Genomic DNA, 24,424 nt, shown 5'->3' on the forward strand with positions numbered 1-24,424 from the left:
TGGATATTTTTTTTAGTATACGCTTACATAAATTCACATCCCTCACTAAAATATAAAATAATAACGAGGTTTCTGTAATTTTGTGTTAGTTTTTTTAACACAAGTTCTTTTCTTTGCAATTTCTGTTAATATAGAATTATTAAATAGTGAGGAGAATGTAAGATGGGTGGATTAGATCACAAGTGCATAGCTTTATTAGGAACAAGAAAAATAGATGAACAAACGAATATTATTAATCAGCTTGGCGGAACTGCCGTACACCGCCCAGCTCAAGGAACGGTATTTTTTGATTCTAGTTTTATAGGAACAGAAATTAAAGAGATTGTAAGTGGTAAATTCGAATGGATAATTTTCACAACAGGAATTGGAATTGAGAAATTATTTGAGGTCGCTAAAGAAATGGACTATGAAGAGGATCTTCAAGCAGCCCTTGAAAAGATGAAGATTGCTATTCGAGGATATAAGTCAGCTAATTCATTGAAAAAAAGAGGCTTAGTACCCATTGTCAGGGATGATGATGGAAGTATTTCAGGGTTAATCCGTCAAATGCAGACTTATCATTTAAAAGATAAGACTGTTGCAGTGCAACTTTACGGCGATCCCGCTGTCGAACTCATGAACTGGTTAAAAGAACAACAGGCAAATTATCAAGAAATAATTCCTTATCAACATATTCCCCCTAAAAAGGAAATATTGGAGCAATTAATGCATGAAATACTAACAAATGAAGTCCATGCGGTTAGTTTCACAAGCATTCAACAGGTCCGCTTTCTTTTCAAACTTGCAGTTGAACGCAATCAAAAATTTGAACTTCTGAACGCTTTCGAAAATCATGTATTAGCCCTTCCTGTTGGAAAAGTTACTGGAAAGGCATTACAAGACCGAGGGGTAAAAAGAATGATTATTCCTCAAGATGAAAGAATTGGTAGTGCCCTAATGACATTAAATAAATATTATAAGGATTCTGTTATAGATTAGAAAAACAAGTTTTAAAGTTCCAGGCTATTTCGTATAGGTATTACGAAATAGCCTTCTCTTATTTTGATACTAAAAATATAAGGTTTTGGTATATTTATTTTATTTATCTATTTACAATTTTCTGTCTTCTACAATTAAATTAGCTTCATAGAATGTAAGTATATTTAGTTGAAGGGAGATAAGTTATGTTCGCAGTTCATTTCTATGAAAGAAACTCACTATTTATCAGCAAATTATTAAATGAGGTTCCTGTAATTGGTTCTGAAATCAAATTAAAGGGTCGTAAAGGAATCATTACAGGTGTATCTGAAATCGAGGAGAACAAATACCACGTTCAAATTGAACTAGAAGCTATTAAGAAAATTCCTTTAGTTAGTGCTGTTGACAAAAAGAAAAGAAAATAATGCAATGCCATTACAGCCACTTTTGCATAATTCAAAAGTGGTTATTTTTTATTTATTATTACTCGCATCTTCAATGATCCAATCAGCAGCTGAAGAAAGATCCGGAAAGATAGCATCTGCAAGCGGATCACTTTCCCCTAGAAATACCGTTTTGGTTCCAGCTTTTTTCCCAGCTTGGATGTCTGTATCCGTATCCCCAACCATATATGAGTTTGATAAATTTATCTCATACTTTCCCCCTAAATCTTCAATCATTTTACTACCAGGCTTTCGACATGCACACCCAGCTTTTGGCTTGTGTGGACAAAAAGCAACGTCATGAATTGTTGCACCTGTTTTCTTCAATTCATTGATCATATGTTCATGGATTTTGATAAGTTGAGCTTCTCTCATAAAACCAAGACCTACTCCACCTTGATTGGTTACAACAAATACATAGTCAAAATAACCGTTTAACTTATTTATGGCTTCAGGTACTCCTGGCAAAAAATAAAAGTCATTTGGCTTATTAACAAATTTTACACGATTTGTTAAAACCTCATTAATTACACCATCACGATCTAAAAACACAGCCTTCTTCAAAAGTAGTCACACCCTTTTATTTAGTTCTCTATTTTTACTAAGTTCGCCAACTAATTTTTGAACTTTAACGGTAAGCTTATTTTTCAACAAATATGATTTCGCTTTATTGGAAGTACTATTTATTCTTCTTGCGATTTGGGATGGAATTGATTTAATTTCTATCGTTTTTATCTTTTTCGCTAAATATATAATATTCCCTTTTATTTCACGGCCATTTTCCATTATTTCTACTGTCAATGTCTCTACAAGAGTAACAAGCCAAACTGTTATAAGGAGCATCACGATAACTAGATCAAGTAGTTGTTCGATTAGCCCGGTATGATCGATTGTAAAAATAATTTTAAATAAGAAGAAAACCACCCCAGACCCAATACTGACAGAAGCATTATAAAGAATGTAGTTGTAAGAGATTTTTGTCCCCAAATAATACATAACAAGGGCGATTGATATCATCATCAACAAGCATATTAGCAATAAATATGGATAACTCATTACTTCACCTCATTTTTCCATTTACTTAAACTATTGACTAAAAAATGGATTTTAATTCAAAAGATGGTAAAGGCATAAAGCAATTCTGGTAAAAAATTTTCAATTTAGTTACATTATTCTTGCTGTTCTTACACAAAATACGAATTGTGATGAGTGAATCCTTATGTCACTTTTTCTATTGGGAAATGTAACAGATAGAAAAGATAATAAGGTGGTGAATTTTTTATTCTTTTCACTTCCCTATCCACTACAAAAAATCAAATACTTAGGAGTGTGTACATTGAAAAAACAAAATAAACTATGGCTTTATTTCCTTGCAGGTGTTCTTTCTTTAGGTGTATTCGGTACAAGCCTTTCTCCAGCCTCTGCACATGGAGATATGCACAAATTTCACGAAGAGTACGATCAATTAGATGACGAGACAAAAGCAAAAGTAGATGAAGTTTTAACTTCGCTAAAAGGCGATTTAAAAGGAATGGGGATAGAAATCCCACAAAATAAATTCCATGAACAAATGGAAAACTTAGATGAAGAGACAAAAGCAAAAGTAAAAGAAATCTTTAACCAATTAAAAGAAAACAAAATCTCAAAAGAAGACGCTGATAAAAAGCTGGCAGAACTTGGGGTAGACCCCCCAGAGCATAAGGAATGCAAAATTTTCGAAAACCTAGATGATGCAACAAAGGAAAAAGCTAAAGCAATTTATAAAGATAAAAAAGAAGGTAAAATTACCAAAGAAGAAGCACATAAAAAACTTGCTAAACTCGGAATTGAAATACCAAAACATCCAATGCATGAAAGCTTTGATAAGTTGGACAATGCAACTAAAATAAAAGTAAAAGAACGTGTAGAACAGGCGAAGGCCGACCTTGAACAACTAGGTGTAAGTCTCCCTAAAAAATTCGAATTCTCAACTGAGTAGTTAATCCGCGGTATTCTCTTTATGAGGATACCGTCTTATTTTACTTATGAAACACAAATTCACCAGGGTAGTTCGAACGGGTGTCTATTGACCACAAAAAAAGCGGGTATTTAATACCCACTCAGATTAAAAGCTTTACACTAGGTTATTCTTATCGCCTTTTCCATCATTATCATATAATTCTGTAGCTCGATTGTTTTGAACTTCTGGATAACTGCCTGTTTGCTCGATGTCTGTAGTACGAGTTTTCTGTACTTCATCGAAATCAGCTTCTTCACCAAATTCAGTTTGATAATTCATATTTGTATAGGCATTGCTATGGTTGTTATTAGCAATTTCTACATCATCTTCGTCATATGCCTTAAAAAGTAATGGGATGCTGAGTAATCCAGCTAGCCCAACTAAACTATATACAATTCTTGATAAAGCTGAGTCCTGGCCTCCGAATAGGACTGCAACAAGATCAAATTGGAAGAGTCCGATTAACCCCCAATTAATAGCACCTACTATGACAAGAACTAATGCAATTCGATATACTATTCCCATATTACCCTCCTACAGTGTTTTATTTTGGGTACACAACCTTCTTACTATTGTGTTTCATTATCTTTTGCATTTTATTTGAATTTATACATTGAGCATGTATATTTCCAAATTCACGTTCATATCATAAAATATAATGAAACTCATTTGCCCAAAATCTTGTCTCTAGCTTGTAAGTATGTAAAGGGTTTTGTATTAGAAGGGACGATAAATAATGATTATCAAACAAAGGTTATTAAAGAAAAATGATGTAGTATGGTGTAAAGCATCCGATAGTACGACACAGGTACTATCAAAGCTGAAGGAATCTGGATATCGTTGTATCCCCATTTTAGATAATAACGGTCAAAAGTTTGTCGGAAATGCATATAAAGTTTCGATTCTCGAGCATATGTTAGATCATGAAAAAGAAGAAGTATCTATTCAAGAATTGGCACGAGATCAAGACGGAACAATTTACGAAGAAAGTTCATTTTTTGAAAGCTTTTTTTCTATCAAACGCTTGCCCTATCTCGCTGTTCTTGATGAAGAGCAAAATTTTGTAGGAATACTGACTCATTCCAAGGTATTTGAATTACTTGAAGAAGCTTGGGGATACAAAACTGGAAGCTGTGCATTAACGATTGCTTTACCTGATACAGAAGGAATATTGGCAAAAGTCTTAACATTAGTAAAGAAAAAAACTTCTGTGCATAGCGTTTTTACAATCGATGATGATAACTGGTATTTAAGAAGAGTCATCCTTACTTTAGGAAAAGATGCACACCAAACGACAATCAAAGAAATTGAAGAATTACTTCATAAAGTCGGTGCTCGGTTAATCGATGTTGAGGTTTTTAACAAAGATAGATTTTCAAAAGAATAAACAATTCCATTTAACCCAGAATAAAAAAACGCGATTTGGACCATCTAGCTCCAATCGCGTTTTTAAACTTAATTTAAACTAAATTTATATACATCTCGACCATTTAGTTCTTGAATTGGACGATTATTTTGTAAGAAAATCGAACTGAATCGGTTAATTTGTTCATTTGACATTTCAATAGGCTGCTCTAAAATAAACCAGTTCACACCTTCTGTGCATGGTGGTGCTGTTAAAGAGCCCATATATTGATAAACACTTTTTTGCTCGGGTAACAGTAATTGCAAGTCAACCGGATTTTTCAATACTTTTGCTGCTTCAGTACCATTAGTAGGAATCTCATCCCACATTTCTGCAAGGACTTGATTTTCTTCTCCACTTTCGATGAACAATCCAATTATAGCTAATTCTCCCTCTTCCGATTTGTGATATATGTGAGCTTCCATATCAAAATATTGCCCATTTAACTGATGCTCACTTGGAGAATGGAAATGGATTCCTGTTAAATTATACTTTTTGTCATTTATCAATAAAGAATTTTCAGGTGTTGTTGAATTTGCTTCAATTGTATGCCCTTTATTTTCAACTGTAAAAATGGCCTGATCATAGTTAAGTGATATCTGTTCAGCTAGTTTTACTGCTTCCTGTTGATCTGCAGTATCTTTAATTTCTATGTTAATTGGCGATTGTAGTTCACCTTTCCCACACGCTTCATAATCTGAATTCACATTCATCCATTGTTCAGGTCCGGTTTCACCTGTATACGACCAATAGACACCCGTTGCTGTTAATTGTTCTTTGTCTTCCACAGGTGCTTGTTCTGTCGTATCAATTGCAAAGTATCCGATAATACCTACTCCTGCTACAACAGCAATTGATAAAATGGCATAGATGTAATTTTTACGCATGATAATTTATCTCCTTTTATAATCTCTTTTCTATAAAGTTAGCCAATTATCACATATTTCTATTCACTTTCAAGGAATTAATCCATTTGTTTTTGACAAATAAAACGCCCAACTTTGTATTGAGCGTTAAAGATTAGATTTATTTCAAATAAAACAATCCACCGTTAATTATTTCTACTTTTATACGTGGGTTAAACCGTTCTTTCAAACCCTTTTTCTCTATTTCATAGCTTCCTGGCTTATCTTCCACACCTTCATAGAAAAAGTTGAGTACTTCCAATTCCTTTTCCCATCTTTTTTTTGCTTCTTCCGCCCACGAATGATCATCATTTTGTATAATATTTTGAATCATAGAGTCCAGGCGTTCGAGTGCTCTTGTTGGCTTAATAATATATTGCAAACAGAATGTATTCTCAGGAAGACTTGACTTAAGATCAAGCTGATTAATATAATCGTGGAAATTATCTTCGATCTCGCCATTAATTAAATTTATTCCTAAAGAATAAAGAACTTCCTTCGTTCGATCGCAATAATAAGATACCTTGTAATTCACACTAAAATAAGGTGTAAGCATTCCATTTTGTTTATTTCCATTATCTTGCTGATACATCTTCACAAATGAGCCAAGTTCTTTCGTTGTTTTAAAAATTTGATGTAATCTGCCTGACCCAAAATGAATAGTTTCACCCATAAATTGATTTTGGATTTTTGTACGATCGGTTATTAAATTTAAACGAGCTGGATTCGCAGGACTATTCGTCGCTTCGATATATTGCCAATAAAACGGCCGATTCATAATCCTTTTATCCATATCAGTAGTTAATTGTACTGACAACATATGTCCTTCATCAAGAAGAACTTCACAATTAGTTTCTTTAAAAAATGTCTTTAAATAGTCATGAACTTGTTCTGCATACATTTTTATGCTTCCTCCTTTTGTTCATTACACTATCATTCATTCCTTTTTAGATTTAACTATAAATTTTTAACTATGCTTTCCTAGTTAAAATATCATCTAAATCCCCTACCACTTTTTCAAAGACATCAATTTTACTGCCAAGTAAATCTAATATCTTTTGCTCAATGGTATTCTCAATAGCTAAATTATAGATATGCACATCTTCTTCTTGGCCCAGTCGATGTACACGTCCAATTCGCTGTTCGAGTTTCATGGGATTCCACGGTAAATCATAATTGATTACGTGATGACAAAATTGAAGGTTAATCCCCTCGCCACCTGATTCTGTAGCAATTAATACCTGATCTCTTTCACGGAATAATTGCTTGACCCAGTCACGTTTACTTTTACTAAATTTCCCGTTAAACAATACACTTGTGATACCTTTTGTATAGAGGTACCACTGCAGATATGCTTGTGTAGCACGGTACTCTGTAAAAATAATAACCTTATTGTTTGCTTTTTCAATAATTTCAAGTACTTTTTCAGCTTTTGAGTTAATTTCGAGCTTCATAAGCTTTTCAATAATGGCTTCAATATAATCACTTTCTTCTTTTGTAATGCATTTTTGAATCATTTTATTAAGCGTTAAAAAGGTTGCTTCTTTACTACTACACATTTCCTTGAGTAAAGTGACCATCGTAAAGGAACTAGAAAAGACAGATGACACAGTTTTTAATTCACTAATCATGTCATAGACTTCTCTTTCTTTTGCAGTGTACTGGATTGGTATTGTTTCAACCTTACGACTTGTCCATTCAATACCAGTATCTTGCCTTCTATTCCTTACCATTACCTGATTAACCAGTTCTTTTAAATACTTTTCCCCTTCTATTGAATTTTTTGTAGCAGAAAAGGAGGCTTGAAAAGATTCATAATTACCGAGATGACCAGGCTTCAATAAAGAAACCAGATAAAAAATTTCAAAAACATCATTTTGTATAGGTGTAGCTGTTAATAATAAACAAAACTTCTTTTTCAAGCTTTGTACAAACTCATAGATTTGAGTCTTATGATTTTTTAGTTTATGCGCCTCATCAATAATAATCATGTCATAGTCTTGTTCATAAATTTTCTCCCGATGTGGGCTCTTTTTAGCTGTATCCATACTCATTACAACTACATCATAGCTCTCAATAGGCGTATTTTTACGATAGGCAATTGCAGGTATGAAAAATCGGATATTTAATTCTGTTACCCATTGATTTTGTAAGGACGCAGGCACTAAAATCAATACCTTTTTTACAATTCCCCGAATCATATATTCCTTCATAATAAGTCCTGCTTCAATCGTTTTACCTAAACCAACTTCATCAGCTAAAATCGCTTTTCCATTCATTTTTTCAATAACAGTTTGAGCAGCTTCAATCTGATGTGGCAGGGGCTGTATATTCGTTAAAAATTTCGGCGCCTGTAACCCTGAAAATTCAGGTATTAAATTCATTTTTTCGATTTCATAGCTCATGTTATAAAGCGTCCAACTATCCCATGGACCATCCTTGTCAAAGCGTTCGATAAAGTCCTCTCGCCAATTTGAAGACCTTTCAATTATCATAACAACACCTCGCTTGTTGTACCTTTTAGGTTGTCCAAAATTATGGAACATATGAATTTTTAATTATTAATTATTACTTATTACTTATTACTTATTACTTATTACTTATTACTTATAAGGATATCTATTTTTTAAGAATCTATTTGTATGTTTGCCAAAAAAGTACGCATCTTTTATATAAGTGTCCTATTTTAAAGGAGAATCAATAATGAAAGGGTTTATATCTATTGGCTTTGTATTAGTAATTGGAGTATTCGGGATTTTCTATCTAACGGATTATTATAAAATTAATAAAGAGGCATATGAGGTTAGAGCATTTCAAAATTTATTAAATGAAGAATTTTTTCCAGTACTAAATGATGCCTTTGCACATATGGATCAGGCTGCAGATGAATTGGAAGAAAAGACCTTTATAGACTGGTACCTACAAGCAGGAGGCAGGGACGAAAATGCAGAGCTACAAGAAAAGATAGAAGAAACGAGAAATACAGTATTAGAGGAGGAAGTAAAAGGAACCACTTCCGTTCCATTAAAGAAAAATATACTTGAACAAATTGCTGCGTTAGAGGAAACTTTAATGTTATTATCTACAGCTGCAGAAACCGATGAAGATCCGTATTCTCTGATACATGAGCAATTTACTTATAAAATAGATGAACTCTATTCTTTGTCGGAACAAATGGATCTGCTACTGGATGAAAATAATTCAATAAAAGAAAAAACGGGCAGTATTTAAAGCTGCCCGCTTGATTGTAATTTTTGTCCTTCTGCTACTTTCTTAACTCTCTCAACAAATTGTATAACAACCTTATCTGACCCTAATTTTACTAGTGGTTTCAAAAACCATTTTAGAGGTGTATTTGTCGTTGTGTATTTAAAATATGTTCGATCAGAATCGATACCTTTCAACTCATATTGTGCTGTAATTTCAAACATGTTAGCTAGAGTAAAACCAACTTTTAATTTCTTATTATTTTCGTCATCAATATATTCTAGCGTCTCTACTTCATATTCTTGTACGCGACTCCCTTCGCGATACTTCTGAAGATAGATACTCCCAACCTTTTCTGAAGTAATTTTGATTGGTTCTTGTGCTACTACTTGAGGCATAATTTTTTGTATTTCTTCTAAATCACCATTTAATAATTGCCATACTTCTTCAATTTGAACATTTATCTCGATATCCTTTGACCAAGATTTCATGAAATTCCTCCAATTAAAACATTTTCTTCATCATATAATTTTCCAACGAATATTTCCATTTCATTGTTTGAAAACGGAGGATCTATCCCCTTATATAACAATAAGTCTTAATGTATTTTGATGGGAACTAAATCTACATTTCTTATCAGAATCTCCCATAAGTATATAAAAAAAGAAAAATATTGTAAATTAATTATCTATCTATTAAAATTATTTAGTAAAGCCTTTGTATACTATTTTATACATTTTCTCTAATCATTTGGTATTTGTTTCCGATTTAGAAACTACCTTCAACTAACAATAGGAAAATTTAATAATAAAGCTTAATTTTGCGTACAAAATAAGTTTATTAATATAGTAAATTTGTGAAAAAATTTTAAATTTTCAAACTATTTAAATCGTCTTATTCTTTCAAATTTCAACTCATTTTTTTCTAAAAAAATCGTCAATTTTCGAGCTTTTGTCGACTTGATAAAACAACTTTTTGACAAAAAAAATGACTTTTAATTCAAACTGAAAACAAGTCTTGAATATTTCTTTTATAGACTCTATCAAGGTTTTCCTTGCGTTACGCAGTTATAAATTATTATTACTCCTCTGTTAGAAATAATGATTAAAGAATATTAATGCTAAATGTGACAAAATTGTGAATTTCTAATTATCAACCACGAACCGACATAATTTTCAAAAGAAGTAATATACAATTACTAAGGTATTAACAAATTATATTAAGCAATTAATATAATAAAAAAACCATGGGGGATTACTTGAAATGAGAAGTAAATTTTACAGACAAATTTTGAAGCTACTAATTGAAATGAAAAGGAAAGATATGTATAAAAAAGCAAATAATCTCGGCTTCACACATCCAGAAACTGTTACTTGCAGTCAGGAACTTGATGCATTGCTTAATATATACAGCCATAAAGTAGCTTAAGGGTTAAGGAGGAATTTTTATTAATACAAAAGCATATAAATCCGATTATGAACCCAGTTAGACAAGAGTTAATCTGTCTAACTGGGTTTAAATTATTTAGATTTGACATTTCGACTATATCGATTTAATAAGGAGTTATTTTATGGAAGAAAACAACCCGAAAATTGTGAACTCCCCTCTTATTACACTTATCTTAACCTTTGCTGGACTTACTATATTAATGTCTATGTATATAACTATCCCACTCACAGCTACCTGGATTTCTGAATTTTCCATTAATGAAACGGAAGCTATTTGGTTAAGTAGCGCCTTTTCACTTTGCTATGCCTTTTCAAGCTTAATCTATGGGCCTCTGTCAGATCGCTTAGGAAGAAAAGTATTTTTAGTATCTGGCATCACTTTTCTTACACTCATCACCATTCTATGCGCTTTTGTCAAAAATTATGAGCTACTTCTTATCCTTCGAATCTTGCAAGCTGCAGGTGCATCTGCATTTGTCCCTATTTCCTTAGTATATATTGCAGACGTTTTACCACCTGAAAATAGACTTAAGACTTTGGGATTCGTTTCTTCGTCATTTTTGATTGCTAGTGTAGTGGCACAAGTTTTTTCAGTACTTGTTGAAGACGCTTTAGGTTGGAACTATATATTTCTACTATTAGGAGCTTTTTATTTAATTACAACAATACTTACAATTTTTTGTTTGCCAAAAGAAAAAAGAGTTGTACAAGATATTTCTATCTTTGAAAGTTTTATTAATATTAAAAATTTGTTCTTAAATCGATCACTTTGTATTTCTTTTCTTATTTCTCTAATGCTGCTTTTCTCTTTAATTGGTATGTATACTATCTTGGGAACATACCTTGCAGAAGCACCGTTTCATTTTACAAATGATCAAATACTTACAGTTCGAGGCATTGGTTTAATTTCTGTAGTAACAAGTCTTTTCGCCAGTAATATTACAAAAAAATTTGGAGTCAATCGCTCCGTCCGGGGAAGCTTACTGATAGCTTCACTCTCATTATTTTTAATGGGGATTAGCCAGAGCCCACTTTTATCTATCCTGTTTAGTTTATTTTTCGTAGCCTGTATTGCATTACTTGTTCCTGTGAATATCTCTCTTATAAATAAAAATGGTGCTGCACAAAGGGGAACAGCCATTCTTTTTAATGCTTTTATTCTTTTTGTCGGTGCTAGTTTTGGACCAATGCTTGCCACACTATTAATGGAGCAAACTAATTCTTTTATTAGCCTAACGATATTTAGCATCATCCTGTTGATTGGCTTTGTTGGAGCGATTTTCTTAGACTAATACTAAAAGATCAATGTAAACTAGAAAAAATGTCCCACCATTTGGACTACAAACCGGCGGGACATTTCTCTTAGTTTAACGATTTACTTAAAGCTGAAAATTGTAGTTTGAGTAACTCTTCCTCTAAATTTTGACACTGTTTTTCTATAGTGTTAAACACATCATTAATAAGTGTATTAAAAATAATAGGTGAAATTGTTTCATTAAAAAACTTTAAGATCCTTTCAATTTCTAATTCAGTCAATTCTTCTTTTCTCTCGTTTAAAAAAAATGTATGTAGCTCTTGAATTATAAATTGATATTGTTCCTTAGATAGATTTTTTAACATTTTTTTAATCCCCTATTCTATGTGTAATTATTAAAATATTCGAAATAATCAGTTTTATATTCGGATGAAAAGTTACAATTATTTTATAAAATTTTACAATTATTTTCTACAATTTATTAAAATTTCTTATATTCTAATTTTTGCTTGAAACCCTTAATAATTTGTAAACGTATAAAAGAAGATTCCGAATTAATAGGAGGAGACTCATATGAAAACTATAACTAAAAAACGAAGAAATGCCTTTTTAATTGATTTAGCTATATCAGGTGTTGTGAATCTCGGTGTAGAATATTTCTTAAGAAAGAAAATAAAAAATGAGGCTTTTCATGCACTAGTAACACCTACCGCTGTTTTATGGACACTGGAGTATTTACAATTACGTAAAAATGGACAAACTCTTGGATACAAAGCAACAGGACTAATAGTAGAAAATACAAATGGGACAGACCTGACAACTGACCAACTATTAAAACGTATGGCCTATCGAGATTTCATCTGCACTGCTGATTATTTTTTTAAAAGAAAATCCTTCGAGGGTCAAGATGGAGAAGTTCTTCCCCATGACCGAATTGCTGGAACAGTTGTGAAAGAGGTTCAATAATCGATGAAAGGGTCACACTCCAATCGGGGTCGACCCTTTAGCATTAATTTTAGTTTTCTATCGGACTATCCACCCCAACTTTACCGGAATAGTTCTTCAATGCATCAACAAATACAAATTCTCTTTCTGGGTATCGAAAACAAGTTAGCTTTCCTCCAAATACTGCCCCTTGATCAATATTAAGCGTGTTATTAGTCAACATTGGTTCACGTTTTGGATCATGTCCCCACACAATGAGCAACTCTCCTTTATGCTCCATGAACCAATCTCTTCTTATAGGCTTTCCCTTCTCGTCCATTCCGGCTACATCACCATATCGACAAAAATCTTTAATCCTTGAATTTTCTTTCCCTATAAATTCGTCTTTAATACCTGCATGTGCACAAACTACTTTATCTTTACCTTCATCTGAGATGATATAGTGAGAAGGAGCGTTCATTAATAAAAATTTCAACTTTTCTTTTAAAGCTTTTGTTTCTTTTTCACCATGTTTATTCTGATAGTGTTTAAATTCTTCTTCGACATTTTCGTCACCATGTCTAAGTTGAACTTTCCGACCGTCTAACCAGCGTGCAATTTTCCATCCATGATTGCTATCAATCATATATGCCAAGCCTGCTTCGACATGCCTTAAAAAGAACAACATAGATTCAATTGACTGAGGTCCCCTACTCATCACGTCACCTAATGATAGAATTTTCCGCCCCTCTGGATGTATATAAAGCTCTTTTTCATTCTTTTGATAACCTAATTTATCAAGTAATGTAAGAAATTCTTCATAACAAGCATGGATATCACCAAAAATATCCAATCCATAGCCCAATTCTATTCGCATTATAAACCTCTCCCTTTCATCGATTACTAGTAGTATGACTATCTTAGTTGGGAATTCTACATCAAAATTTAGGAATAAGTGTTTAGCTAAATATGGTAAACTATCAAAGTAAGGGGGTTATTTTTATGCAAATTCGGACGATTGAATTAAGAGATACACGAAATTATCTAGATCTCAATAAAAAAATTGATGAGTCAGGTTTTATGCTCTATGAACCAGGTGAAAAACAAATTACTTTCGAACAACAAGAAAAATTTATAGAAAGAGTTCTGGCAGATCACCGTTCAACAATGTTAGTAGCTGAAGTGGATGCTCAACTAGCCGGATTTATTGCAGCCATTGGGAATAATCTTGAGCGAACAAAACATCGAGCATCGATTGTTATCGGCTTACTTGAAGAATTCAGAGGGCAAGGAATTGGTAAATCCCTATTTGAGCAAATATTTATGTGGGCAAAGGAAGCAAACATTACACGGTTAGAGTTAACAGTGATTAAAGAAAACCAGAGAGCATTCAACTTATATCGTAAAATGGGCTTTGTCTTAGAAGGTGAAAAGGTGCACTCTTTGATGATAAATGGTAAGCCGATGAATGAATATTATCTATATAAATTATTGGAACACTAATATCTATTTAATAGATTTTCTAAGAAGTTTTGTAAAATAAATGCAAAACTTCTTAACTATTTACTTGAAAGTATATTAAATCGTTTTTTGGATATCATTCCACATTTCATGCGCTACTTCTTCATCAAATGTACTAATTAATCGATAATTTTCTTCGTCTAAAATACGGAAATGTTTACTTATTAAATTTCTTTGTAGCTTAAAACCTTTATATTCAGTTATATTCTTCCACATAATATATCCGCCCATGGTTTTTTCCTGTGGTCGGATATTCACATCTTGAACTGTTATTTCAATTACCTCTAAAGGATCTCCACCAAAGAGTTTATGTAATATGGCACTCTCACGAAATATGGCGCAAATTGCAATTGTAGTTGTCCAATCTGACAGTGCTCTACCTTTTTCAATTTGAATAATTGTTTTCTTTGAAATCCCTATTATCTCAGCCATCTTATCTTGTGTATAATGATTTTCTTTCCTTAGATTCTTAATATTTTCTGAAACAATTTGGATTATGAAATCCCTATCCATTGAATCACCTCAGTACTTATTAGCTAATTTTTCTTTTGTAATATTTTCTTGTAAACTCAGCTCATTATATAGACTGAAAAAAAGACAAGAAAGTTACAGTTTTTCTGATTTTTTTAAAGTTTTTTGTAAAAATATTACTTTTTTACTAAACGAGCACAAGATAATACTCAGTTCATGTGTTGAACTGAGTACCCATTTTCTTTAGATTGTAGTTAGTTTAGCTAATCTTTTTGTCATATATCCCTTCCACTCTTCCGCAAGTTCTTCAACTGAAAGAAGTGATTGCATAGCTTCATTATCTTTTGGTCTTTTGAAATAAACCTCATTGCCGAAAAGTATGGAGATAGCTTTTGGATGTTTTTCAATTAATCTAATTTGAGAGTCTGAGCGTACAATTCCTTCTTGAAGAACACGACAAAAGTACCCGGTAAATCCAGTTTCTACCATCCGCTTCATTATTAGAGGAATCCCAACTCTTTTATTAATTGTGCTGCACGGAACACGGCCTTGTGTTATTTGAATCACCGCATCACCTAGCTCGTATATATCTCCTATATATACATCTTCCTCTAGCATATTGGTAACTGTTATATTTTCTCCAAAAGTTGATTTTGGCAACGAAGCACCAAATTCTTTTTCCCAGAGTGCATAATGTTCATAAGGATAGACACAGACAGCTCGATCTGGGCCACCATGATGCTTCAAATCTGCAACACCATCTCCTACAAAACCATCCTTAGTTAAGAAGGCTTCGGTTACTGATTCTTTACAAATAGCCGTTTCGATTTGTTTATTATTTTCATAGGTCATTTCTTTCGGTAACCCAATGGAAAAGGTTTTTAATATTGGTACGTGGTGATTTCTCATTTCAACATACTCTCTTTCATTTTTACTGTAATTCAATTATAGAATATTGATATAGTTATTGGTAGTTATTGGTACGCTATGCATTTTTTAATATAACTTTAATCCCTAAAAATAGTTTTAAGCACAGATGTACTATCCACTACAAGTTACGTCAACTTTTCTATTATCGTTGCATTTGCCATACCCATACCCTCACAAATAGCTAATAAACCGTAGTGTGCGTTTGTTCGCTCTAAGCGATTTAATAATGTTACTAAAAGTTTTGTTCCAGTTGCACCAAGTGGATGCCCTAATGCAATAGCTCCACCATCTGGATTCAATTTTTCAGGATTTGCTTCCATTTCTCTCAACCAGGCCAGTGGTACTTGTGCAAATGCTTCATTTACTTCATAGGTATCAATTTCATCAATTGATAATCTCGCGTTAGCAAGTACTTTTTTTGTCGCTTCTATCGGACCAGTCAACATTAGGGTTGGATCTGAACCAACTACACTTCGAGCTACAATACGAGCTTTTGGCGTTAATCCTAATTGTTCAGCCTTTTCTTGTGACATTAAAAGAACCGCAGATGCTCCATCACTAATCTGACTTGCATTTCCTGCTGTGATCACCCCATTCTCATAGAATACAGTTTTTAACCGGCTAAGCACTTCGACAGTAGATCCTTCCCGTGGTCCTTCATCTATTTTAAAATCTTTCGTTGTTCCATCTTCTAGTTGCACTTCAACAGGTACAATCTCCTTATCAAACCGGCCATCCTTGATAGCTGATAATGCTTTTTGATGACTTCTCGCCGAATATTCGTCAAGTTGTTCTCTTGTAAAACCATATTCCTTTACCATTAATTCGGAAGAAATTCCTTGATTGACTATTAAATACTTATCGGTTAGCTTCGGACTTGGTTCTATACCCAGACTATTTGAGAACATTGGTACACGTGACATACTTTCAACACCACCTGCAATTACAATGTCCATATCGCCTGAAGCGATTGCTTGTGCTGCAAAGTGAACTGCTTGTTGGCTAGAGCCACATTGTCTATCAATTGTTACACCTGGGACATGAGTCGGAAAACCTGCAATTAATAAAGACGCTCTTGCGATATTTAATCCTTGCTCTCCTATTTGTGTTACACACCCCATAATCACATCTTCTACATCCCCTTTGTTTACACCAGCACGTTCTACAACTTCATCCAGAACAACAGCCGCCAACTCATCCGCTCGATAGCCTGATAATGCCCCTTTTCTACGACCAACAGCTGTCCGTACTCCTTCTATGATAACTACTTCTCTCATACCCCAATATTCCCCTTTCAGTTGAAAACAATCATAAATTGCAATCAAATTCTATAAAACCCCTTCTACGATTCGTTTTACCAACTATAAATTATCGAGGAGCCATTCGAATTCCACCGTCTAGACGAATAACTTCCCCATTAATGTAGTTATTTTCGATTAAAAATTGGACTAATGTGGCATATTCTTCCGGCTTTCCGAGACGTTTTGGAAACTCTACCATACTACCTAACTTATCTACTATTTTTTCCGGTAAACCTGCAGCCATCGGTGTGTGGAAAAGACCGGGAGCGACTGTGTTAATACGTATTCCAAATTCCGATAAATCTCGGGCAATAGGTAGAGTCATCCCTGCTACACCCGCTTTACTCGCTCCATATGCCGCTTGTCCCATCTGCCCATCAAAAGCAGCAACCGAAGCTGTATTTACAATGCAACCTTTTTCACCATCTTCCGTCAGAGATTCATTTTTTGAAATTAGCTCAGCAGCTAAACGAATTACGTTAAATGTTCCGATTAAATTAATATCGATTACTCTCTTAAAATTCTCTAATGGATGGACACCTTTTTTTCCAATTGTCTTTTGAGGAGGAGCAATACCCGCACAGTTCACGCAAATATGGAGTGCTCCAAATTGTTGTTCAGTCTGTTCAATACCAGCCTTCACTGAATTTTCATCGGCTACATTTACATATGAGAAATGCACATTTTCCCCTAACTCCTCTACAACTTCTTTCGCCTTATCTTCGTTTATATCAAAAATGACTATTTTCACACCTTTTTGATGAAGATTTCGGACGGTTGCAAGACCCAACCCCGATGCTCCCCCTGTTACAATGGCTACTTTATCTCGTAAATCCATATCTCCCGTTCCCCCTTGATACAATTAATTTTTGTAATCCCCTATTTATTTCCGGATTTCTGCACTATTATCCTGCTAGCCTATACTATTACTAATATATGGATTACTAGTAGCCTTTATTCCGTCAACTCTATTAAGCTCTGCTTTGAAAATTGAATAAATCAACAATAAATAAGTATGTAAAATTTTATTACTACACAAAATAAACCCCAAAGTAGCGTACTACCTCGGGGTGATTTGTTATACATTCTTTTTATGCTTTTTTTGATTGTCCTTTTTCGTTGCATTGTCTGCACGTTTAAATTCATCATGGTACAGAACTTCTTGTGTTTGGGTTAATTGGTTGTCTTGTACTGTTAATTGCTCATGCGGCTCCTTATGCTCTTTCACGGATTACACTCCTCTCATGATTTAATCATTGTTAGTTTGACCTTTGTTGGAATTCATATGCTTCGATTGTTTAAATCGAGAACAAAAACTATTTCAACACCAATTTAAATAATAAAAAAACGCGAACAGCAATAAAGCTGATCGCGATATTATAACCTATAATCGAATTGTCCATCCAAAAGTGTCTTCGATGGAACCATACTGAATACCTGTTAACGTGTCGTAAAGCATTTGTGAAATTTCTCCGATTTCACCTTTGTTAATAATCAATTTATCTTCTAAATACTTTAGTTCGCCAACCGGGGAAATTACAGCAGCTGTACCCGTTCCGAATACTTCTTCTAGTGTACCGTTCTGGTAAGCTTCAACCACTTCATCAATTGTAATACGTCGTTCTTCAACTGGGATACCTCTAAATTTCAGTACCTCAATCATGGAATCACGCGTAATCCCTGGTAAAATACTACCATTCAAAGCAGGTGTTACTACTGTCCCGTTAATTTTAAAGAAGATGTTCATACTACCAACTTCTTCAATAAATTTATTCTCTTTTCCGTCTAACCAAAGCGTTTGGGCATAGCCTTCACGACTTGCAATTTGTTGTCCTTTTAAGGCACTTGCATAGTTTCCACCAGTTTTTGCTTCCCCAGTTCCACCTTTAACTGCCCGTACAAATTGTTCTTCTACCATAATCTTCACTGGATTAATGCCTTCTTTATAATAAGAACCTGATGGAGACATAATAATAATAAATTGATATTTTTTTGAAGGATGTACCCCTAAATTTGGTTCTGTCGCAATGATGAATGGGCGAATATAAAGTGAAGTTCCTGGAGCGTTTGGAATCCATTCACGATCAACTGTTACTAATTGCTTTAAGCCTTCTAAAGCTAGCTCTTCATCAATTGCCGGTATACAGAGACGTTCATTGGATCTATTTAAGCGTTTAAAATTTTGGTCTGGGCGGAATAATAAAGCATCTTTATCTCTTGTAACATAGGCTTTTAATCCTTCAAAGACGGATTGACCATAATGAAAAATCATTGCAGAAGGATCAAGTGAAATTGGTTGATAAGGAACGATACGTGCATCATGCCAGCCTACACCTTCTGTATAATCAAGGACAAACATATGGTCCGAGAAGTAATGACCAAAACCAAGTTCTTCCGGTAATGGTTTACCTTTTGGATTTGTTGTAAATTCTGTTTTGATGTCAAACATTGTAATAGCCTCCGATATTCATGAAAATTCGAAAATTTTAAGTATTAAACTTCCCATAGATTAATATTACACTTTTTTTAGTAACATTCTAGTCTTAAATATCGATAAATTCTGACAAATTATTTCAAAATTTTGTTTATCGCTTGAAAATACTATTAATTTCTAACTAGAGCATTGATTTGTGGATTTTAGCAAATTGAGATAAAATATACTATTCAGTCTTAATTTTTATGTAGGTGGCAAATAAGTAGAACTTTAAAAAAGTCGGAGAAGTGTTAATAAAGAAAGCTTTTCCAATCTATTATTTTGACCACTTTAAAAAAATCTATAGTAGTATTACTATAGAGAAAGCAAGGTTAAAGTTTCCTTTTTTTCTAATTTCGCAATCATTTCGTTCCATTGCTGAGGTTTATTTGGTAAAACTGAGTAGTAATTTTTCAAGAAATCTACTACTAAAGAAGCAGGGATATCACTTAAATTTTCATCTGTTGGCTTGAAACAAAAATCCAGTCCCGATACTGCCTCACCATCATTTTTCCATGATGGATGAACATATGGAAAATCAATACGTTTATAGCCCAAATGCGATAATACTTCACGGCGAACAAAAGGGTTCATTGGCATCACGCCTCCAAAATCAAAACCTTCTTTCATCATGTAAGGATTATAAATTTCTGCAAAGCCACCAATTAATACTTCGCCATTTTCTTCTGCTAACCTGTTTAAGTCCTTTTGTCGTTCCTGTGCTAAAAAACGACCAATCGAATGGCCAGGCTTCCCAATAATCGTAAAGTCTGTCATTGCGATTGCCCATCCCGGATAATATCGGTATTCAGTAGCCCCTACTACTTCCCCTTCATGAACAGCAACAAAAACTCGAATTCCTGGGTCTTCCAATGGTTCTTTCCAAAGTCCAAACTCTAGTACTTCTTCAGGAGGGAAAATCTCACCTAAAAGTGTATGTAATTTTACAAATAAGGGGTCATTTATGTCAGTAATGCGAATAAATTTCATAAGCAATGTCACTCCTTTGGTTAATTAATTTATAGGATAAGTCCACGTTTATACTTAATTCGACTTTTTGAAACAAAAAACCTTTTATGTAACCTAAAAAAGTCCATCTTTAGTTATATTTTTTCGTTTGTGGGGCTAGTTCTTTTATTGTATTATTTACAAATTCCTTGAACTTCTCCTCTTCTTCCGAGAAGGGAAAATGATTACTTTCATGAAAGATCGTAAAATGTGCATTTGGAATCAGGCCAGCAATTTCTTCCCCGTATTTCATTGGGCATTGTACGTCAAACTTCCCCGCATAGATAAAACAGTGTATTGATACCTGTTTTAATTGTTCTCTAACATCGTATGTCGGATATTCGACTTTTCTAAAAAATTCCAATCGAGGTCCTACCGTTTTTCCACTGTTTGGTTGCTTTAAAGATTCTTTCAATTTTTCTTCCTTCACAAAGGACATTAAGGCCCACTCATAGCTTAGTTTCCTACGATTTTCAACTGAGGTATTTGAATCATTTAAGCGATCCATAATTTCAAGATACGATTGAAATTGGGATTCTTTGAACAATAAATACAATCACGGTCTTCTCCGTACTCGTAACTTGCGGCAGCCCCGCCCGCTATAATTTTTGTCAAAGAGTCTGGATACATAATCGCATATTTTAAAGCAAGCATTCCTCCTGTGGAATGCCCTGCAAAAACCCACTCTTCATGTTTTAAAGCTTCTCTAATTGCCTCTAAATCTAGTGCACTTTCTTCCATACTGAATTGCTCCTCACTTGTTGCAATTGCAGAATTTCCAGCACCCCTAAGGTTTATTAAATAGACTTTATAATGCTTGGTAAAGTGGTTTGCGAATGAATTCCCTCTTTCATCGAATGCACTATATAAATGTGTAACTGCGAGAGGCTCGCCTTCACCTTTTTCAAAATATTGAAAAGTCCCTCTTTCAGTTTCAATCCATTTTTGACTCCACATTTTTTTATGCCCCCTCGGTTTTGAATTCGCTTATGGAGTTACTCAACTCTCACTCATTATTAATAGCTTTTCTAGATTAATCGATATTTTCATACGCTTTAATAAGTTCAACCCAATAATACCTTCTAGGTTAAACCCGTAATTCATTGATCCAATTTCTAGTTGAATTTTTTCTGCTTCCATTTGACCTATTTTGATAGAATCTATCATTTTAGAAAAAACAATTTCTGAACCTCCTATCCCACATACACGGTAAATAGGATCGGCTGCTTCTGGAAAAATCCCGATAGTTTCGGCTATATCTGTCGAAATAATTGAGTTGGATGAACCAGTATCAATTAACACACGAGTTAAGTGTAAATTTCTTCCTTTATAATAAATTTCCATATCGGTTAATAATAATCCTTCATCGATCATTAACTTTTTCATATGGCCACCTACCTAAAAAAGTTATAAAAGTATTAGAATCCTTAAGCATTTTTCAAAACAATGATTGTCCCAATATATGCTTGTCTTTCTCGTATGAGTACTTTATTAGGTGGACAAGAAGTATGCGGTATGGTTGGTTCTTGATTTTTACTTAATAATTTTTAGAACTATATGGCAATTCTTCCACGTCTAAAAAGAGGTGCTCAATAAGGGAACACCTCTTTTTTTGCGATTTATATAGTCTTTTACTCGAAGCATCTTTTATAGGATTGATCCTTCTATAAAATTGGCAAAGAATCACCGAGACTTTTAGAAGAATGTGTTTTTTGGCAATAATTTAGAGAACATCAAATTTGCTAACGATTCAAGGTTTTATAACTAAGAAACATCGTAAACGAAAGTCCCTTCTCATAAATATTCTTCAAATAGAATTTTCAATTTGTCAGCATACTCTTCATCTAATGTTCCATAACCCTCATCTTCATTGTTACTCACAATACTTAGGGAATCATCTGGATTAAACCACATTTTATATAAATAGAGCTGATCTGGCATATCCTCTTCTTGTGTATAGAACAATGTTGCAATCAAGTCTTCAGATCCTTCTAAATCAGGTTTGGATTTTGTTTCCCAATGAATTTCTTCCAGCAAGCTTTTAATTGAGTCTAATGTCACTAGATCAACAATCATTTTTTCTTCTTCAATAGACTCATCATTTCCTACTTGTTGAATATCTACTCTCGTTAGATACTGTTCCTTATTAGAACAAGCCACAAGTATAGTCACCATAAAACAAAGGAATAAAAGATTAAAGAAATTTTTCAAAGTATTCCCCCTTAGGCTAATATCCAACGATTTATCGTCATCCAAGAAATACGTCAAAATATAAGTGGCAAGAAAAGAGAAAACCTCTTCAGTCTTATGGAAAGACAAAAGAGGTCAATTTACCGATTAAACAGTTAAGTTTGAATTTTGTTTGATTTCAATATAGCGTATTTGTAGACCATCAATTTCGTGGATAGAGAACGTATAGCCCCCATGTTCGATTATATTCCCTTGTTTTAGTTCTACATCTTGGGAGTAGTACCAACCTCCGAGTGTATCGACATCTGGATTATTCATTTCAATGTTCAAGAATCGGGCTACATCTTCTAATAATAGTTTTGAATAGACAATAAAGTGTCCATCTTTTAGTTTACGAATTTCAGGAACCTCGTCATCATCAAATTCATCTCGAATTTCTCCAACCAGTTCTTCTAGTATATCTTCAACGGTTACCAAGCCAGAAGTACCACCATATTCATCCAGTAAAATTGCAATATGTGTACGTTCCTTTTGCATTCTTGTTAGTAAATCATGGATAGGCGTAACTTCAGTTGTGTAAATCAGCGGATTAATGAAATTGTCTAGACTGAAGTTTTCAGAGGTAATACGATTACTAATACCTTGTGTTAAAAAGTCTTTGATATTGATAAAACCGATAATATTGTCCCGATCTTCTTCATATACAGGATAACGAGTATAGCGCTCCTCTTGGATAGTCGTTAAGACTTCACCAAACGCTGCATTTTTTTCAAAAGCAACAATTTCTGTACGTGGTACCATGATTTCACGTGCAATACGATCATCAAATTCAAAGACATTATTAACGTATTTCAATTCATTTTGGTTAATTTCACCATTTTTATAGCTCTCTGTCATTAATAAACGTAATTCTTCTTCTGTATGTGAAAGTTCGTGCTCAGAGGCTGGCTTCATACCGAAAATCCCGACTAACAAACGAGCTGCACCATTTAAGAACCAAATAAAAGGGTATAACATTTTATAGAAAATCATAATTGGTTTTGCAAATAAAAGTGTGATTGTTTCCGATTTTTGAATGGCTGCCGTTTTAGGTGCTAATTCACCAACTACTACGTGTAAAAACGTAGCGATTACAAAAGCACCTGCAATTGTAAAGATATGAACGTATTTGCTTGAAATTCCGACTGCTTCAAACAACGGGTGTAAAATAAATTCAAATGTTGACTCACCAACCATACCAATCCCAAGGGCTGTCACCGTTATACCTAACTGGCATGCGGATAAGTATTCATCTAAGTGAGTTGTTACGTGTTTTGCACTAATAGCTCCTTTTTTTCCTTCAGCTACTAATTGGTCGATACGTGATTGTCTTACCTTTACAATAGCAAACTCCGTCGCAACGAAGAATGCAGTTAAAGCTATTAATAAAACAAAAATAGTTAAATTCAATGCGGTCAATCATCGTCTTACTTTAAAAAGTAAGACTTCACCTCCTAGGTTATAAGTAATAATAAAGTTTGCATTAAGGCAACACTTTCTGATGAAACATTTTGTTTAATCGAGTCTTTTTTCGATTTCTCTTGTTGATTCATTTTTTCTACAAGCGAAGATACCTCACTTTGTAGCATTCTCATTTGCAAGCGTATTTCTTGAAGATCTATTTCTTCGTATTGCATTTCCTCTTTTTCAATTGACTTTTTTATATCATTTAAACACATGCCTTGTGCTTTCCTATCTTCGATTACATGAATCCGTTCGATAGCTTCTGAAGTATAGTAACGATAATTTGAAGTAGAACGTTCAGCTTTTAATAATCCAAGATTTGTATAATAGTCAATTGTTCGTTTTGTAATTCCAGTAATATCAGCTAGTTCACCAATTTTCAATTTCTCGTTCCCAATTTACTCCCTCCAAACCATCACGTTATGGTTTTATTATACTAGTAATCTAGTATTAATTCTATACCTAGGTCCTTTTTTCACAATGT

At 33.7% G+C, this 24,424-nt stretch carries 29 protein-coding genes and 1 pseudogene; 9 read left to right on the forward strand and 21 right to left on the reverse strand.

All coding sequences use genetic code 11. From position 1 onward, the window contains the following. Positions 1–162: 162 nt before the first annotated feature. Together C1N55_RS11185 and C1N55_RS11190 are read left to right on the forward strand one after the other, a co-directional pair. On the forward strand, positions 163–978 hold the full coding sequence (locus C1N55_RS11185; protein ID WP_137728904.1) for a uroporphyrinogen-III synthase: 816 nt from the start codon (positions 163–165) through the stop codon (positions 976–978). 185 nt (positions 979–1,163) lie between these two features. Beyond that, positions 1,164–1,382 (forward strand): hypothetical protein, encoded by a 219-nt coding sequence (locus C1N55_RS11190; RefSeq protein ID WP_137728905.1) that lies wholly within the window; start codon positions 1,164–1,166, stop codon positions 1,380–1,382. 48 nt (positions 1,383–1,430) lie between these two features. Here C1N55_RS11190 and C1N55_RS11195 read toward each other — a convergent pair whose 3' ends face one another. Both C1N55_RS11195 and C1N55_RS11200 read right to left on the reverse strand, forming a co-directional pair. After that, positions 1,431–1,964 (reverse strand): D-glycero-alpha-D-manno-heptose-1,7-bisphosphate 7-phosphatase, encoded by a 534-nt coding sequence (locus C1N55_RS11195; protein WP_137728906.1) that lies wholly within the window; start codon positions 1,962–1,964, stop codon positions 1,431–1,433. 6 nt (positions 1,965–1,970) lie between these two features. After that, complete coding sequence (locus C1N55_RS11200) at positions 1,971–2,456, reverse strand: hypothetical protein (protein WP_137728907.1); 486 nt, start codon at positions 2,454–2,456, stop codon at positions 1,971–1,973. 280 nt (positions 2,457–2,736) lie between these two features. Here C1N55_RS11200 and C1N55_RS11205 point away from each other — a divergent pair, with 280 nt between their 5' ends. Further along, positions 2,737–3,378: a hypothetical protein gene (locus C1N55_RS11205; protein WP_137728908.1), complete on the forward strand. Its 642-nt coding sequence runs from the start codon at positions 2,737–2,739 to the stop codon at positions 3,376–3,378. A 135-nt stretch (positions 3,379–3,513) separates the two neighbouring features. On the opposite strand, the gene C1N55_RS11210 is transcribed toward C1N55_RS11205, so the two are convergent. Further along, entirely contained in the window at positions 3,514–3,924 is a 411-nt protein-coding gene (locus C1N55_RS11210) for a DUF378 domain-containing protein (protein ID WP_137728909.1), read from the reverse strand. 211 nt (positions 3,925–4,135) lie between these two features. Between C1N55_RS11210 and cbpA the strand changes: the two genes are divergently transcribed. Further along, positions 4,136–4,786 carry a cyclic di-AMP binding protein CbpA gene (cbpA, locus tag C1N55_RS11215; RefSeq protein WP_137728910.1) on the forward strand — a complete coding sequence of 217 codons (651 nt, stop codon included), beginning with the start codon at positions 4,136–4,138 and terminating at the stop codon, positions 4,784–4,786. Positions 4,787–4,854: 68 nt separating this feature from the next. On the opposite strand, the gene C1N55_RS11220 is transcribed toward cbpA, so the two are convergent. From C1N55_RS11220 to C1N55_RS11230, 3 genes are all read right to left on the reverse strand, one after another. Beyond that, positions 4,855–5,691, reverse strand: coding sequence for a carbonic anhydrase (locus C1N55_RS11220; protein WP_137728911.1), 837 nt, complete (start codon positions 5,689–5,691; stop codon positions 4,855–4,857). 139 nt (positions 5,692–5,830) lie between these two features. Continuing rightward, the gene (locus C1N55_RS11225) at positions 5,831–6,610 is read right to left on the reverse strand and encodes a YqhG family protein (protein WP_137728912.1); all 780 of its coding nucleotides are present in this window, start codon (positions 6,608–6,610) and stop codon (positions 5,831–5,833) included. Between the two features lie 70 nt (positions 6,611–6,680). Next, positions 6,681–8,204 carry a DEAD/DEAH box helicase gene (locus C1N55_RS11230; RefSeq protein ID WP_137728913.1) on the reverse strand — a complete coding sequence of 508 codons (1,524 nt, stop codon included), beginning with the start codon at positions 8,202–8,204 and terminating at the stop codon, positions 6,681–6,683. Between the two features lie 208 nt (positions 8,205–8,412). On the opposite strand from C1N55_RS11230, the gene C1N55_RS11235 reads away from it, so the two are divergent. Further along, complete coding sequence (locus C1N55_RS11235; RefSeq protein WP_137728914.1) at positions 8,413–8,940, forward strand: hypothetical protein; 528 nt, start codon at positions 8,413–8,415, stop codon at positions 8,938–8,940. Here C1N55_RS11235 and C1N55_RS11240 read toward each other — a convergent pair. After that, entirely contained in the window at positions 8,937–9,407 is a 471-nt protein-coding gene (locus tag C1N55_RS11240; RefSeq protein ID WP_137728915.1) for an SRPBCC family protein, read from the reverse strand. The genes C1N55_RS11235 and C1N55_RS11240 overlap by 4 nt on opposite strands. Positions 9,408–10,179: 772 nt before the next feature. Here C1N55_RS11240 and C1N55_RS11245 point away from each other — a divergent pair. After that, on the forward strand, positions 10,180–10,344 hold the full coding sequence (locus C1N55_RS11245; protein ID WP_107933236.1) for an aspartyl-phosphate phosphatase Spo0E family protein: 165 nt from the start codon (positions 10,180–10,182) through the stop codon (positions 10,342–10,344). 142 nt (positions 10,345–10,486) lie between these two features. Continuing rightward, a complete protein-coding gene (locus tag C1N55_RS11250) occupies positions 10,487–11,656 on the forward strand; it encodes an MFS transporter (RefSeq protein ID WP_137728916.1) in 1,170 nt (389 codons plus the stop codon). A gap of 70 nt (positions 11,657–11,726) precedes the next feature. On the opposite strand, the gene C1N55_RS11255 is transcribed toward C1N55_RS11250, so the two are convergent. Next, positions 11,727–11,984, reverse strand: a complete 258-nt coding sequence (locus tag C1N55_RS11255; protein ID WP_137728917.1) for a DUF2164 family protein — start codon at positions 11,982–11,984, stop codon at positions 11,727–11,729. Between the two features lie 208 nt (positions 11,985–12,192). Between C1N55_RS11255 and C1N55_RS11260 the strand changes: the two genes are divergently transcribed. Then, a complete protein-coding gene (locus C1N55_RS11260) occupies positions 12,193–12,585 on the forward strand; it encodes an RDD family protein (protein ID WP_137728918.1) in 393 nt (130 codons plus the stop codon). Positions 12,586–12,634: 49 nt separating this feature from the next. On the opposite strand, the gene C1N55_RS11265 is transcribed toward C1N55_RS11260, so the two are convergent. After that, positions 12,635–13,420: a bis(5'-nucleosyl)-tetraphosphatase PrpE gene (locus C1N55_RS11265; RefSeq protein ID WP_137728919.1), complete on the reverse strand. Its 786-nt coding sequence runs from the start codon at positions 13,418–13,420 to the stop codon at positions 12,635–12,637. Between the two features lie 125 nt (positions 13,421–13,545). Between C1N55_RS11265 and C1N55_RS11270 the strand changes: the two genes are divergently transcribed. After that, positions 13,546–14,046 (forward strand): GNAT family N-acetyltransferase, encoded by a 501-nt coding sequence (locus tag C1N55_RS11270; protein WP_137728920.1) that lies wholly within the window; start codon positions 13,546–13,548, stop codon positions 14,044–14,046. 75 nt (positions 14,047–14,121) lie between these two features. On the opposite strand, the gene C1N55_RS11275 is transcribed toward C1N55_RS11270, so the two are convergent. From C1N55_RS11275 to C1N55_RS11330, 12 genes and pseudogenes are all read right to left on the reverse strand, one after another. Continuing rightward, a complete protein-coding gene (locus tag C1N55_RS11275; RefSeq protein WP_137728921.1) occupies positions 14,122–14,577 on the reverse strand; it encodes a helix-turn-helix transcriptional regulator in 456 nt (151 codons plus the stop codon). A gap of 201 nt (positions 14,578–14,778) precedes the next feature. After that, entirely contained in the window at positions 14,779–15,444 is a 666-nt protein-coding gene (locus C1N55_RS11280) for an MOSC domain-containing protein (protein ID WP_137728922.1), read from the reverse strand. Between the two features lie 146 nt (positions 15,445–15,590). Then, entirely contained in the window at positions 15,591–16,742 is a 1,152-nt protein-coding gene (locus C1N55_RS11285) for a thiolase family protein (RefSeq protein ID WP_137728923.1), read from the reverse strand. Between the two features lie 91 nt (positions 16,743–16,833). Then, positions 16,834–17,604: a 3-hydroxyacyl-CoA dehydrogenase gene (locus tag C1N55_RS11290; protein WP_137728924.1), complete on the reverse strand. Its 771-nt coding sequence runs from the start codon at positions 17,602–17,604 to the stop codon at positions 16,834–16,836. 240 nt (positions 17,605–17,844) lie between these two features. Next, positions 17,845–17,994 carry a YfhE family protein gene (locus C1N55_RS11295; RefSeq protein WP_137728925.1) on the reverse strand — a complete coding sequence of 50 codons (150 nt, stop codon included), beginning with the start codon at positions 17,992–17,994 and terminating at the stop codon, positions 17,845–17,847. 156 nt (positions 17,995–18,150) lie between these two features. Further along, positions 18,151–19,215, reverse strand: a complete 1,065-nt coding sequence (locus C1N55_RS11300) for a branched-chain amino acid aminotransferase (protein ID WP_205758465.1) — start codon at positions 19,213–19,215, stop codon at positions 18,151–18,153. A gap of 339 nt (positions 19,216–19,554) precedes the next feature. Continuing rightward, on the reverse strand, positions 19,555–20,229 hold the full coding sequence (locus C1N55_RS11305; RefSeq protein ID WP_137728927.1) for a GNAT family N-acetyltransferase: 675 nt from the start codon (positions 20,227–20,229) through the stop codon (positions 19,555–19,557). A 109-nt stretch (positions 20,230–20,338) separates the two neighbouring features. Continuing rightward, a pseudogene (locus C1N55_RS11310) lies at positions 20,339–21,204 on the reverse strand (alpha/beta fold hydrolase). A 42-nt stretch (positions 21,205–21,246) separates the two neighbouring features. Continuing rightward, entirely contained in the window at positions 21,247–21,633 is a 387-nt protein-coding gene (locus tag C1N55_RS11315) for a retropepsin-like aspartic protease (protein WP_137728928.1), read from the reverse strand. Positions 21,634–22,041: 408 nt separating this feature from the next. Continuing rightward, positions 22,042–22,458, reverse strand: coding sequence for a hypothetical protein (locus C1N55_RS11320; RefSeq protein WP_137728929.1), 417 nt, complete (start codon positions 22,456–22,458; stop codon positions 22,042–22,044). 126 nt (positions 22,459–22,584) lie between these two features. Further along, positions 22,585–23,895 carry a hemolysin family protein gene (locus tag C1N55_RS11325; protein WP_137728930.1) on the reverse strand — a complete coding sequence of 437 codons (1,311 nt, stop codon included), beginning with the start codon at positions 23,893–23,895 and terminating at the stop codon, positions 22,585–22,587. Positions 23,896–23,930: 35 nt separating this feature from the next. Continuing rightward, positions 23,931–24,323 (reverse strand): MerR family transcriptional regulator, encoded by a 393-nt coding sequence (locus C1N55_RS11330; protein ID WP_168193845.1) that lies wholly within the window; start codon positions 24,321–24,323, stop codon positions 23,931–23,933. Between the last annotated feature and the right edge of the window lie 101 nt (positions 24,324–24,424).

This window comes from Lysinibacillus sp. SGAir0095 (genome assembly GCF_005491425.1).
In the GTDB taxonomy this organism is placed as follows: domain Bacteria; phylum Bacillota; class Bacilli; order Bacillales_A; family Planococcaceae; genus Ureibacillus.